The 13,882-nt window shown below is 50.5% G+C and carries 13 protein-coding genes; 3 read left to right on the plus strand and 10 right to left on the minus strand.

Annotated features, from left to right (window positions below):
• The 7 genes from CO251_RS03170 to CO251_RS03200 all read right to left on the minus strand — a co-directional run.
• Positions 1–199, minus strand: a 199-nt coding sequence (locus CO251_RS03170) for a twin-arginine translocation signal domain-containing protein (RefSeq protein ID WP_146038971.1), incomplete at its 3' end; no start/stop codon positions are given.
• A gap of 333 nt (positions 200–532) precedes the next feature.
• Positions 533–1,729, minus strand: a complete 1,197-nt coding sequence (locus CO251_RS03175; RefSeq protein WP_103374364.1) for a peptidoglycan-binding protein — start codon at positions 1,727–1,729, stop codon at positions 533–535.
• Positions 1,730–2,001: 272 nt separating this feature from the next.
• On the minus strand, positions 2,002–3,135 hold the full coding sequence (gene purK / locus CO251_RS03180; RefSeq protein WP_103374365.1) for a 5-(carboxyamino)imidazole ribonucleotide synthase: 1,134 nt from the start codon (positions 3,133–3,135) through the stop codon (positions 2,002–2,004).
• Positions 3,132–3,644 (minus strand): 5-(carboxyamino)imidazole ribonucleotide mutase, encoded by a 513-nt coding sequence (gene purE / locus CO251_RS03185; protein ID WP_103374366.1) that lies wholly within the window; start codon positions 3,642–3,644, stop codon positions 3,132–3,134. Before purE ends, purK begins: the two co-directional genes overlap by 4 nt.
• Before the next feature lie 85 nt (positions 3,645–3,729).
• Entirely contained in the window at positions 3,730–4,131 is a 402-nt protein-coding gene (locus tag CO251_RS03190) for a hypothetical protein (protein ID WP_103374367.1), read from the minus strand.
• Positions 4,132–4,318: 187 nt separating this feature from the next.
• A complete protein-coding gene (cydB, locus tag CO251_RS03195; protein WP_103374368.1) occupies positions 4,319–5,329 on the minus strand; it encodes a cytochrome d ubiquinol oxidase subunit II in 1,011 nt (336 codons plus the stop codon).
• 46 nt (positions 5,330–5,375) lie between these two features.
• Positions 5,376–6,809 (minus strand): cytochrome ubiquinol oxidase subunit I, encoded by a 1,434-nt coding sequence (locus CO251_RS03200; protein ID WP_103374498.1) that lies wholly within the window; start codon positions 6,807–6,809, stop codon positions 5,376–5,378.
• 202 nt (positions 6,810–7,011) lie between these two features.
• Here CO251_RS03200 and moaA point away from each other — a divergent pair, with 202 nt between their 5' ends.
• The gene (moaA, locus tag CO251_RS03205; protein WP_173677061.1) at positions 7,012–8,031 is read left to right on the plus strand and encodes a GTP 3',8-cyclase MoaA; all 1,020 of its coding nucleotides are present in this window, start codon (positions 7,012–7,014) and stop codon (positions 8,029–8,031) included.
• Positions 8,032–8,174: 143 nt separating this feature from the next.
• Positions 8,175–10,019 carry an asparagine synthase (glutamine-hydrolyzing) gene (asnB, locus tag CO251_RS03210; RefSeq protein WP_103374369.1) on the plus strand — a complete coding sequence of 615 codons (1,845 nt, stop codon included), beginning with the start codon at positions 8,175–8,177 and terminating at the stop codon, positions 10,017–10,019.
• Positions 10,020–10,051: 32 nt separating this feature from the next.
• Here asnB and dapA read toward each other — a convergent pair whose 3' ends face one another.
• Positions 10,052–10,954 (minus strand): 4-hydroxy-tetrahydrodipicolinate synthase, encoded by a 903-nt coding sequence (gene dapA, locus CO251_RS03215; protein WP_103374370.1) that lies wholly within the window; start codon positions 10,952–10,954, stop codon positions 10,052–10,054.
• Positions 10,955–11,444: 490 nt separating this feature from the next.
• On the opposite strand from dapA, the gene CO251_RS03220 reads away from it, so the two are divergent.
• Positions 11,445–12,623: an LL-diaminopimelate aminotransferase gene (locus CO251_RS03220; protein ID WP_103374371.1), complete on the plus strand. Its 1,179-nt coding sequence runs from the start codon at positions 11,445–11,447 to the stop codon at positions 12,621–12,623.
• Here CO251_RS03220 and CO251_RS03225 read toward each other — a convergent pair.
• Together CO251_RS03225 and CO251_RS03230 are read right to left on the minus strand one after the other, a co-directional pair.
• On the minus strand, positions 12,620–13,321 hold the full coding sequence (locus CO251_RS03225; protein WP_103374372.1) for an NUDIX hydrolase: 702 nt from the start codon (positions 13,319–13,321) through the stop codon (positions 12,620–12,622). The genes CO251_RS03220 and CO251_RS03225 overlap by 4 nt on opposite strands.
• A gap of 36 nt (positions 13,322–13,357) precedes the next feature.
• Positions 13,358–13,798, minus strand: a complete 441-nt coding sequence (locus CO251_RS03230) for a DUF4149 domain-containing protein (RefSeq protein ID WP_103374373.1) — start codon at positions 13,796–13,798, stop codon at positions 13,358–13,360.
• Positions 13,799–13,882 lie beyond the last annotated feature (84 nt).

The raw sequence follows: 13,882 nt of genomic DNA on the forward strand, positions 1-13,882 counted from the left end.
CCGCATTCACGAGACTCTGGCGCCCAAACAACGTCACCGCGCCGGCCACGCCAATCGCCGCCGTGCCCACGAGAAATTGCCGCCGGCTCCATTGATTTTCTTCACTGTTCTCAGTATTCGGGGTTTTCTCATCTTTGGGAGACTCGTATTCCACACCTTTACCTCCTTCACAGGATCTCAATACTTCGGCGAGACCCATGTATTTCGCAACTTAACAACCGTTGCTGAGGTTATAAAACTTTAATTGTTCGAGTCAGCAACAGTTAACAAAAATCTTTGCTTCACTAAGATGACTGGTAATACCTAGCCTTTATTGCCTGTTTAATAACTACTCAACAGTACTAGCAAATTGTAACACGTTTATATGCGAATGGATCCCTCAAATATTGCAGAGACTGTTCATTTCTCGCAATACAGAGATAAGCTTTAGGTCAAGTTATAATGCCCGCGCGCTGAAAGCTTTGTATTCCAATCCAGATGAGCTGTTAAGGATAATAAAAAAAGAGGGCGTAACGCCCTCTTTTTTCCGTGATTAATGGCAATCATGAAGGTTTGCGCTCAAGACGGCTGGCCCCAAAACTCCATCAACTGTGCCGGCCCGAACCGTTACGACCCCCAAAGGAATGGTAGAGACTCCTGGCGAGTAACTCCCCGCCCAATCCTGAGGGGGCTCCTTTGCGGAAGTAAGAAACATGGGAGTCGTGACCACAAGATTTCCTGTAACCGGGTTTGTTAACGTAAAAAAATATCGTTGAAATCTCTTACCAAAAGTTTGCGGGGCCGGTACAAAATTTGCTACCACATCCAAACTTTCGAAACCCTCTAACTCATTAATCACCAACGATGCACTGCCATAGGGATGCAAATCGGAGGTTACGGTCATCAACGGCGCACTGCAAACACTCACTTGCGGCTTAACGGCAGGCGGCCACGCTATCGATAACGGACTCGGCGCCGCAACCGCATTGTTTTTGCCGATGTGAAAATACGTTACAGGGCCAATGATACCATCGGCTGCAATATGAACAGCTTCTTGAAAGTGTTTGGTCGCCACCACCATCTCGTCGTTAAAATATCCAGTAATTCGGCCGCCATAAAAACCCAAGTTCTGCAGTAGCACTTGCACAAAAACCACATCAAATCCCTTGCGTCCGAGACTAAGCGAACGGCCCCCGGCCACCGCATAGAGCCACGAAGCATCATAAAATCCAAACCCGGCAATGCCGTTTGGCGGAAATCCCGTATCCCCATTATTCTCGGCATCTATCTTAAAAGCCGCCACCGCCTCAACCGTGCGGGGCGTAAACGTGTCACTAGCCCCTCCAATCAAGGACGCATAGCGAAAACAATTAAGGCGGTTGTGCAGAATCATCACATCACCGCCATACATTCCATCCTTTAGTTCGCGACTGCCATAAGCGGGTCCCCCATAGGGAGTATACGGACCGACACCTTGTCCATAAGCCCAATATGTCTGGGGTCCCACCACATTGTCCACGCGCAAACCAAAGTATTCTTGAATGTTGGCAACCGCTACAGCGGTCATGTCGTCGAATCGTCCTGTTATCGCAATCGGCTCGCCTAGAGCACCTTGTGGGGGATTCATCGCTTGTATCATCACGTTGTACACGGCCTGCAAAACAGCCACATCAGTCCCTAAAGCTCCCACTGATAAGACCCGACTGCCAAACGGGACATATGGAGCAAAGGTCTCGTCAAATAACGCCATGTCCAGCCCTCCTCGTTGTGCTTTTTTCGTTACACCGTACGTTATGACATCCGTCGGCAATTGTTGCCATAAAAACCACTCATTTCATGTAAACCTATCGAGTTAAGCAGGTGGTAGCCCAATGCTCATATGTACACACGTGATGAGCGGAAAGGCGAACGTGAAATCCTTGAAAAAGGATAATAACCCCCGCGTTGGGACGCGAGGGTTATTATTTCGTATGAATGGATTCGGCCGACTCATGAGTTTCGAAAGTTTTCCGGGCCTTTGTCCTAAGGCCCCGTAAGGGCTCGCCGCGCTTGATCCGCACGCCGCAAGGCCGTATTGGGACTATCTGCTAAGACCGTTAGATGCCCCATTTTCCGCGCCGGCCGAGGGGTGACTTTACCATAAAGGTGCAAGTGGGTCGAGGGGATGGCGAGGGCCGCAGAAAAATTCGGTTGATCGGAGGCCGTCCATATATCTCCTAGTAAATTCGCCATGGCCGCCGCACTCAACTGACGCGTTTGTCCCAATGGTAAACCGGCTACAGCTCGGATATGCTGTGCAAATTGCGAGTACTCAAAGGCTTCAATGGTAAGATGTCCCGAGTTATGCGGACGCGGAGCCATTTCATTAACTAGGACGTCATCACCAATGACAAAAAATTCAACCGCCATAGTTCCCACTAGGTCGAGTTCGATGGCAAGGCGATATGCATAGGACGTCGCCCGTTCTCGCACGATGGGAGCCACTGGAGCCGGCGATATGGAAAAATCGAGAATGCCATTCCGATGATGGTTTTCAATCAATCCAAAATCGACAATTTGTCCCCCTTGGTCTCGGCTTAATACCACGGATACCTCTTTATCAAACGGTACCACTTGCTCAACCACCACGGGAATGTCGCGCCACTCCTCAAGCACGCCCTGCAGCTCTTGGGCGGATCCGCATATCCTTTGTCCATGGCCGTCGTAACCGCCTCGAGCCGTTTTGACAATGACCGGGAACCGCGCTACTTGCGTCCATGGTTCTCCTTGAACACCTGTTACAGCCAAGTAATCGGCTGTACGTAGACCTAAAGCCCGAAACGTAGCCTTTTCTTGAATGCGATCTTGCGATATGCTCAATAAGCGTGTATTGGGAAATAATCGACGCTCAGCCTCACACGCTGCCAACACCGCAGCATCCACGTTTTCAAATTCATAGGTAACAACCTTTGCCATTTGTGCTAACTTAGCAACCGCCGCTTGGTCACCATAATCCGCAATAATGCGGGCATCTGCCACCTGACACAGCGGCGCATTTTCATCCGGATCGAGCACCACGACTTTGAATCCCAGATCATGTGCCTCGTCCGCCATCATGCGCCCCAGCTGGCCTCCACCAATAATGCCTATGTACTCTCCCGGTCGAACCGTCGTCATTCGTTTTGCCCTCCAAAACCTTTATGTGCCGCTATTTTGACGGTCTCTTCACTATGAAGAACTTCTGCTTTGAGGGTTGCTCGATATTGATGCAGCCGCTCTCGCACCCTTGGTTGTGAGAGGGCGATGATTTGGGCAGCCAGGATGCCAGCATTTTTTGCTTGACCGACGGCGACCGTCGCGACCGGAATGCCCCCAGGCATTTGGACAATCGACAAGAGAGAATCCATACCCGCAAGATGCTTGGACGGCACCGGCACACCAATCACTGGAAGTGTGGTATATGCGGCCGTCATACCCGGTAAATGTGCGGCGCCCCCGGCCCCTGCAATAATGACTTGATATCCTTGGGCTTCCGCATTTTGAGCAAATTCTGCCATGCGTTCTGGTGTACGGTGCGCCGACAACACATGCACATCGACAGGAATATCCATAGTCTGCAAAAATTGCACTGCTTCTTGCATGACAGTCCAATCAGACTGGCTGCCCATGATGACCGCTACTGACATCTCTTGCTCCCCCATTCCTCCGCCATTACGTACCTTATGACATTCTTCCCTGATTATAGCCGATAGGAAAGACTACCTTGCACTGTCATTGGGCAAGATCAGGCGCAATGTGCAACCAGTGTATCTGGTGTTCCGTTTGCCGCCAATGCGTACCAAATTTTTGCGTAGGATGCGCAATGACAGCAATGGCCGCAAAGCGTTGCGGAGGCCAGTGCATAATCTCAAGATTTGCTGGATTATTGGGCGTTCGGGCAAGAAATAAAGCAATCGACGAGCCGGTACGCAGGTTCACACCATAGACCATGCCTTGCTTTATCATATTTTCCAGTTCGGGGAACGCAATAGTCGGAAGGTGACCAAGTTTTTTGGCCGATACAGACACTGAAATATTAGGTTTAGGAGCGAAATGGAGCGGAGCATGATACCGCACCCAAGCAAAAGAAGCTACAATCGCCATCATGATGATCGCGAAAAATTTTGCACGCATACTGCTCACTCCCGAGCCCTTTACTTACATAACGCCGAAGAAGTCCCGAAGGTCACGAACGGATCCAGGTTTCTTTGCTATGTTACAGCGTATCACATTCGGCACCAGACGGGGCTCTTTCAGGCGATAGAAATGCAATGGAAATTGTCACCAGGACTCCCTAAAAAGCCCTGGTCCCACTTCATTGTTAATACTCAAGTTTGGTATCATCCGTTAAACGCCTGCGAAAAATCCAATAGCTCCATGCTTGATATGCCACAATAATGGGAAGCATAACGGCGGCCATGATACTCATCACTTGCAAACTGTAAGGATTTGACGCCGCATTATAAATCGTTAAATTCCAATGACTGTTCAAACTGCTGATCATGACGTCGGGAAACATCGCTAAGAACATAGAAACGGTCCCAAGCATTATCGCCAAACCCGATGAAATGAAGGCCCATTTGTCGTGACCCCTCCGGACAAAAGCCCACGTTCCAATCACGCTCAACCACGCGAGGAGAGGAATAGGCCCAGGATCGAGCCCAAGGCGGCGTACGACATCCGTCTCATAGTACATCATCACAATGAAAACAAAGAAAATCCCCACGACGACCGGAGCCATGGTGAACGCCGCACGCTTGGCTCGGTGATACAGCTCACCGGACGTTCGCAGCATCAAGAAGGAGGCTCCATGAAACACAAAGACTGCGACAACCGTCAACCCCCCCACAATGGCGAAGGGATTAAGCAACCCTAAAAAGGTGCCCACATAGTTTCCTTGCGCATTTATCGGAATTCCTTTGACCAAATTGGCCAAAGCTACTCCCCAAATCAAGGGGGGTAGTAAACTTCCAATGAAGAACATGGCATCCCACCAACGGCGCCACCTCAGTCCTTCAACGCGGCTGCGAAATTCAATCGCAACGCCCCGAAGAATTAGCCCTCCTAACAAGAGAAAAATGGCCAAATAAAACCCGCTGAGCATTGACGCATACCACTGGGGAAAGGCTGCAAATATGGCTCCACCTGCGGCAATAAGCCATACTTCATTGCCATCCCAAAACGGTCCAATAGTCGTTAAGACAATCCGTCGCTCGCGATCACTGCGCCCCATAAAGGGCAACAACATTCCCACGCCATAGTCAAATCCTTCAAGAAAAAAATACCCGACAAAGATTATCGCCACTAGGACAAACCATGTGATGTTCAACACGGCAATTCCCTCCCTTTGGGTTGTTCTATTCCCCGCGCCGCCCTATTTAATGCCATTCGCCACCAATGGGGTCTTGACCACGAGCATGCCGCTCTTGTCCCGTGACAAACAGTGATTCCTGCGGTTTGGGCCGTGCTTCTTGACCTTCTTCCGTTTGAGGACCCGCGTGAATAATGTGGACAAAGAGATAGACCGCTGCCGCTCCCACACTCAAATACACCAAACCAAACGCGATCACGGTTGTCCAAAGTTCTGTTAGGCTCACGAGCGGAGAGTTAGCCTTAGCGGTAAACATCAAGCCAAACACAATCCACGGCTGCCTACCAACCTCCGTCATCAACCATCCCGACGTGGTCGCCATATAGGGCAAAATTAATGTCCATTCCGTTAATACCAAAAACCACCGCGGACGGACTTTTTTAGCCATCATATATGTGCCCACCATGGCAATAAGCATCATGGCTGTCCCCACAAAAATCATGATGCGAAAACTCCAAAACGTCGGGTTGACTGGCGGGATATAGCTGGCCATACCAAACTTCTTTTGATATAGATGATTGAGCTCAGTAATCCCTAACACTCGTCCCGTAAACCGGTTGTAGGCGAGGATGCTGAGTAAGTCAGGGATTTGAATAACAAACGGGGTGGCATGTCTTGCAACGTTAATCCAACCAATAACGGTCCATGGAGCATGCAAGGGACTCGTATGCCATAAGGCTTCCGACGCGGCCATTTTCATGGGCTGCGCAGTAATTAAATGCTGCGCCTGTTCATGCCCTAATACAAACACCAGTACGCTAAATATTAGCGCGCTCGTCATTGCCAAACGGTAGCTTGGGTCAAAGACGGCGTCATTGGTGTGACGGATGAGATGATAGGCACTCACAGAGGCCATAAAGAAGGAACTTAACGCCATTGCTCCGAATACCGTATGCGGAAACTCTAGCCACAATTGGGGATTTCCTAAAAGCGCGAAAAAGTTGACCATTTCGGCTCGCCCATGGCGCACCATGTAGCCCACCGGTTCTTGCATAAACGAATTAGCCGTTAAAATCCAAAACGCTGAAATAACCGAGGCAATCGAGGTTAGCCAAACCGACAATAGATGGAGTCGCGGAGAAAGATAGTCCCATCCATAAATCCAAATGCCTAAGAAGGTCGACTCCAAGAAGAAGGCCATGAGGACCTCAATAGCTAAAGGCGCGCCAAAAATATCACCGACAAACCGAGAAAACTGCGACCAATTGGTTCCGAATTGAAATTCTTGAATTATCCCTGTCACAACGCCTACAGCGAAATTAACTAAGTAAATTTTCATCCAAAATTTTACAGCTACTTTATATTCCTCGGCCTTCGTCCGGACATAAAACGTCTCCAACACAGCAATAAGAATTCCCATTCCAATGGTCAAAGGGACAAACAAAAAGTGAAATAGTAAGGTTCCTCCAAATTGTAATCGGGCCAGCCCAACTGCCGTCATCGTCACATCACCTCGCAAGAAGTATGCCGTGACCGGCTCATAATTATGTGCCAAGAGGAACACCACGCAATGGAAGTTAAGAAAAACCGGAGTAATCATAATTGGCCCACGCTTCCGCAAGTACCACATGGGCTATAATAGCTCTATGTCCATAGGGGCTTCATGTGTTCGAAACGATCAAGCAAAAAGCAGGTGAGACAAGATGCCGACAGCTATTATCGATAGCAAACAACGACCATTACGTGACTTGCGTCTATCCGTCACAGATCGATGCAATTTCCGATGCGTTTACTGCATGCCCAAAGAGGTTTACGGGGCTAAATTCCGGTTCTTGCCTAAACACGAGCTGCTGACGTTTGATGAGATTGAAAGAATTGTCAGCATTTTTGCCTCACTCGGCGTGAAAAAAATCCGTCTCACTGGCGGCGAGCCGTTGTTGCGGCAAAATCTTGAACACCTTGTCGCACAATTGGCCAAAATCCCTGGCATTACCGACCTGGCCATGACGACAAATGGCTATTTTTTGACGCGAGACAAAGCTATAAAGCTCAAACAGGCAGGCCTCAACCGTATTACGGTCAGCCTGGACGCGCTCGATGATGAGACTTTTGGTCGGACGAATGACGTCGGTGTGCCTGTCAAACGCGTGCTCGATGCGATTGACGCAGCTCATGCCGCGGGTCTCAGCCCTATTAAGATTAATATGGTGGTAAAACGCGGCATGACCGACTCAGCTATTATTCCCATGGCACGTCATTTTCGATTTACAGGGCACATCTTGCGGTTTATTGAATATATGGACGTTGGCAATACCAATGGTTGGCGCCTCACAGATGTTGTGACGGCCGAGGAAATCCTTCACCAATTATCCACCCATTGGGACCTCGAACCCATTGCTCCCCATCATCCAGGGGAAGTCGCGCGCCGCTTTCGATTTTTAGACGGCGGCGGGGAATTTGGCATTATTTCCTCTGTCAGTCAACCCTTTTGTCACACCTGCGGCCGTATCCGTCTATCCCCGGAAGGACGCCTCTATACCTGCCTATTTGGTCACGACGGTTACGACATCCGTGCACTCCTTCGCGATCCCAAGCTTACCGATCAGATTGTCGCAGAAGCGCTCACGGGCCTTTGGAACAAGCGCCATGATCAATACTCGGTCGACCGGACGACCGCAACACCGTCCCACTCCAAAGTGGAAATGTCACATATTGGAGGATAATCCGAGGATTGCTTAATCCTCCATTACTTACTCCCCACATCCGTCTCACTCCCTAGCCAGTGCCGCATAGTTTAGTTGCGTGATTGGCCCCACAGATGGCGCGGCGTCGCGCATTGGGCACTGAACTTGAGGAGGGATTTTCTATGTGCGGCATTGCAGGGTGGATAGACTGGAACAAAGATATTCGCCAGCATCAATCATCATTGGAGGCCATGGTATCTCCTTTGGCCTGCCGTGGACCAGATGGAAGCGGCACCTGGGTGACAGAGCACGCGGGCATGGGACACCGAAGACTTATCGTGATTGACCCTGAAGGTGGCATGCAGCCGATGTCCCGTAAAGAAGGGCGAAAAGTCTTCACCATTGTCTATAATGGCGAACTTTATAATTATCGCGAGCTGCGTCGGGAGCTTCAAAGCCTCGGCTACGAGTTCCGCACGGAATCAGATACCGAAGTCCTGCTCACGGCGTACATCGCATGGGGAACGGATTGCCTGCAACATTTTAATGGCATTTTTGCGTTCGCCATATGGGACGCCGTTGATCAGACCTTATTCATGGCGCGGGATCGATTAGGGGTAAAACCGCTATTTTTTGCAAGGACCCCCCACGGAATTCTCTTTGGCTCGGAAATGAAGGCAATATTAGCCCATCCCGAGATGCCTCATGAGATAGGTCGCGATGGGCTCGCAGAAATATTCGCCTTAGGACCAGCGCACACCCCGGGGCACGGCGTGTTTAAGGGTGTGCAAGAACTTACCGCAGGACAATTTCTGATCTTTAACGCCCGCGGCTTGAATATCCGGTCATATTGGCAACTCGTCTCGCATGAACATCCTGACGATCTCCATACCACACAACAGACCATCCGTGACATTTTAGAAGATACCGTGAAACGCCAACTGATTGCTGATGTTCCCGTCATCACATTATTGTCGGGAGGGCTCGACTCAAGCGCCGTCACTGCACTGGCCGCCCGTACTTTTCAGCAAGAAGGGCGGGGTCCGTTAAATACCTATTCGATAGATTTTGTGGACATGGAGAAACATTTCAAGCCCACTAAATTTCAAACCAACTTGGATGCGCCGTGGGCAAGGCGCGTATCGGAGGCGCTACACACACGCCATCACCGCGTTGTGCTAGACACCCCTGACCTCGTGCAAAATTTACTGGCTGCCATGCGGGCTCGGGATTTGCCGGGCATGGCCGACGTGGATACATCCCTCTTAGTCTTCGCTCGCGAAATTAAAAAAGAGGCCACGGTAGGCCTATCGGGAGAAGCGGCTGACGAAATCTTCGGAGGATATCCTTGGTTTCATCATCCGGATGCCATAGCGGCAGACACCTTCCCATGGGCCCGGCGCTTAAAGGACCGCGTCGCCATTTTATCCCCAGAGTTCACAGAATACATTCAACCCTTTGCCTACGTCGATCAACGGTACCGCGAAGCGTTGCAAGAAGTGCCTCGGCTGGAGGGCGAGGACCCTTACGCCGCAAGAATCCGTGAAATCGGTTATCTTACACTCACACGGTTCCTCCCCACGTTGCTCGACCGTAAAGACCGGATGACGATGGCCGTCGGTCTGGAAGTGCGCGTACCGTTTTGTGACCACCGGTTGGTGGAATATGTGTGGAACGTCCCATGGGCTATGAAAACAGAAGGGGAGCAGCGGAAGGTCATTTTGAGGCAGGCAATGCGGGGCCTGCTCGCTGAGGATGTCCTTTGGCGCCAAAAAAGTCCTTACCCATCTACACCCAATCCCACCTATTTTGCGGCAATGCGCGACCAACTCGAAGAAATCTTGCACGAACCAAGCTCGCCTCTTCACGCCATTGTTGATGTCGCAAAAATCCGCGAGGTGATGCGACAAGGACCTCAAGCCGAACAAATTCCTTGGTTTGGTCAATTAATGGGTAATGCCCAACTGTTTGCGTTTCTCATTCAAGCCCATCATTGGTTTAAAGAATATCGTGTACACCTGGCATAATCGGAACCGAGCGGCTTTGCTTAGCCGCTCGGCTAACAGGCACGAGGCCAAGTTGCTTGCGGCACCAATTGATCGATTAAGAGACGCAATTCATCAAAAGCCCGTGGATCCCCAGGCGTAGCCAATGGCAGCCGCACATCACCTGCGTGGAATCCTAGATAATTCATCGCCCATTTCACACTGATTGGATTGGTATAACGAAAAAGTTCCTGAAAGAGCGGCATCAGAAGTCCATTGATGCGGCGAGCTTCATGCAAATCTCCTTGTTCTACAGCTTGTGTCATTTCTTGAATTTTGCAACCCACCAAGTGCGAGGCCACACTCACAACGCCATAGGCCCCCAATGTCAGAGCAGGATAGTACATGGCATCATCTCCTGCATAAACATGCGTGGCGGGAGATAACAAGTTAATCAATTCCTGCATTTGGGGAAGAGAGCCGGCCGCCTCTTTTATCGCGATTACATTGGGACATTCCTGAATAATCGTGCGGGCCGTTTGTGGCAAGAGGTTGACGCCCGTACGTCCCGGAATATTATAAAGCATAGCAGGAACGGGAAGACCATCGGCAATATCGACAAAGTGGCGGATTAGTCCTTCCTGCGGCGGTTTGTTGTAGTAAGGACACACTAGCAATACGCCATCGGCTCCAGCTTCAGCTGCTTGCCAAGATAACTCTCGACTGTGACGCGTGTTGTTGGTTCCTGTCCCCATCCATAGGGGCACGTCATTGCCCACTGCCGCACGAACCGCCCGTAATAAGTTCATACGCTCTGTATCGGTTAAGGCGGGCGACTCGCCCGTAGTCCCGGACAAAATCAGGCCACCACTTCCATGGGCCACAAGCCACGCGGCCATAGTGCCTGCTTCTTCATAGTCAACATCACCGTCAGTGTTAAATGGGGTTATCATCGCAGTAAATACACGGGGTAGCATAAAATTAGCCTCCTTAGAAGTGTGGATAGGATAGGTAGTTAGACAGGTACGCCGGGACGCGCGAAAAATTACGCGCGAACCGGCCAGGTCTTAACGCCCGGCTTCTTCCACGACTTTTCAGAGACTGCAGAGACACACGAAATCGCAAAGAAATTGCTCAACCAGACAGATTCTGAATATCCGGTCATCGCAATTCCCCTTTCCGTGTGTTAAAGTTTTTTCGACTATATCACCTCTTACGCATCTTGTCAAATAATCATTCACCGTCATTGCATACGTTGGCGTTTGCGGATTGGCCGCACTTGTGGCATAAATGAAACGATGTCGTAGCCAACATGATTCCGTAACCCGCACCATCATTCCAACACTCCATGGTGCGTCAATCGACGGCACTCTTCGTCCCGGTACAAAGCCCCGAAATGATTCCGGGGTATTGTCTTTGGCAAACGATAACTTTGTTACGATGAAACGAAAGGTAGGGTAACCCTTTATGCAATGGGCGTCTCGAATGCAACAGATTCCTCCGTATTTATTTTTAGAACTTGACAACCTTGTAGCTCAGGAACGGGCCAAAGGTCGCGATATCATCAGCTTAGGCATTGGTGACCCGGTTCAACCCACCATTCCTGTTGCGGTAGAGGCTTTAAAACACGCAGTGGACAACCCGCAAACGCATCGCTATCCCAATTACTTGGGAAGTCCAGAATTTCGCCAAGCCATTGCTGACTGGTATAACCAAAGATTTCAGGTCCAGCTTGATCCTCACAATGAGGTTGTCGGTCTTATCGGATCAAAAGAAGGCATAGCGCATCTGATTTGGGCGATGGCAGAACCCGGTGATATTGTTTTAGTTCCCGACCCAGCATACCCGGTCTACCATACCCAAACTATTTTAGCGGGAGCTAAACCTTATCCATTGCCGCTCACGGCACAGAATCACTTTCTTCCGGATTTACGCGCCATTCCCGAGGATATCTGGGCGCGAGCCAAAATGCTTTGGCTCAACTATCCCAACAATCCCACGGGAGCGGTAGCTCCTTACGATTTCTATCAAGAAGCCGTCGATCTCTGCCGCACGCACGACGTTTTGTTATGCAGTGATGGGGCATACTTAGAAATGGGTTTTGATGGCTACAAGGCACCATCCGTCCTCGAGATTCCGGGCGCGAAGGACGTTGCTATCGAATTTTATTCCTTGTCTAAGCCCTTCAACATGACCGGTTGGCGTATTGCAGCCGCGGTAGGCAACTCATCGGCAGTCGCCGCATTGGGAACGTTGAAGAGCAATCTAGACTCCGGGCCCTTTACAGCCGTGCAAGATGCGGCAATAGCCGCGCTGCAATCAGATCCGAGGGCCTTTTTTGCCGACATGAATGCACTTTATCAGGAACGGCGCGATATAGCCATTCGTGCCCTCCATGCTATGGGAATTGCGGCAGCCACTCCCGCTGCAACATTTTACCTCTGGTTCCCAGCGCCATTCGGTATGACAGCGGCCGAAGCCACTACCTATTTTATCCAAGAAGCAGGTGTGCTGTTAACCCCAGGTGAAGCTTACGGCGCACATGGTCAAGGATGGCTCCGTATCTCCCTAACAATTGACACGCCTCGACTGCGCGAAGGCATGGAGCGCATGGCCGAAGCCGTCCGCAGCCACCCGCCGGCCTAAAGCACAGAGACTAATGTCTTCAAGTACCGGACGACAGGACGCGGCTGGTTGTTCAATAAGTCCACTCCTTCAGGACCTAATGGCACAGCCAGCACGTCGTCTAGTTCGGGATCGGCGCTCGGCTGCTGAACGTATTGGCGAAAATGCCGGCGAATTTCCTGACTCGTGGCCATAACGGCCATATCGACCGCAATGGCAATGCGCCCTGCTTCGTCGACTGTATAGCCTTTCACCGCACACGCTTCGTATGGAACATCAAGGCCTATTTCTTCTCGCGCTTCGCGACGGGCGGAAACAATGGGTAAGAACAATCCATCCATAATATCTTGAGCATCCGCCGATCCTCCTATGGCTTGAATCCATCCCGGCCTCGCAGTGTCTGAGCCCATCACCCCCACAATGAGAGAGCGATCAGATGTTCTGACACATGCCGCCGCAAACAGAACCCGTACATAATACGGATCATCGACGTTTAAGCGCTGAGCGAATAAGAAATGCGCATAGTCCGTCAGTGCTGTGTAGAGATAATGATGGGCACTGCCCTGATCCATATGAGTGACAGTGAGCACAGAGCCCCGAAACAAACCGGGTTGACGCCTCTTTTGTTCCGCCCAAAATTGGTCAATCTGGCCTTGCACGGTCCTTGGTAGTTTCATAGGCAACGGATCTACCACAACCGTTAATGCATCACACGGCACCCACTGCGACCACCGATTCAGAGGCCTTCCCCCTTTCTAAGTTGATTCGCCAACAAACCAGACCTCAATAATAAACCCGACAATCAGTAAAATTCCAATCACCGTATTAATCATCACCGATTCACCATGAAGTTGGGCAAATTCACTCGACGTCGAGCGAATTTCATTCATGACATGCAACATGCTGTTAGCATACAACACCAAGATCCAAGAAATGAAAGCTTGAGCAAATAGTACCCATCCCATCCGCCGTGACGAAAACCACGCGACAATCAACGCACCCACTAACGCTGCGCCGCCTGCCCACAAACCAATCCCGTAATAGGCTGGAAAAATCTGCACCAAGAGCTTTCCCGCATCCTCCATCGGTAGCACTTTGAATACCGCCTCCGCCACCACCAGCGAAAAGAAGAGAATGGTACCTAACCAAATGCCTGTGCCCATCATCCACAATAGGCGACCAATATTGCGCGTCATCGTATTTGCCTCCGTTCTCCGCTTTCACAATAAATTATGCTAAGGGGACAACACAATACCACCCATCCCTCTTGCAAGCCCTGT

It is taken from the genome of Sulfobacillus sp. hq2, from assembly GCF_002903155.1.
Classification (GTDB): domain Bacteria; phylum Bacillota; class Sulfobacillia; order Sulfobacillales; family Sulfobacillaceae; genus Sulfobacillus; species Sulfobacillus thermotolerans.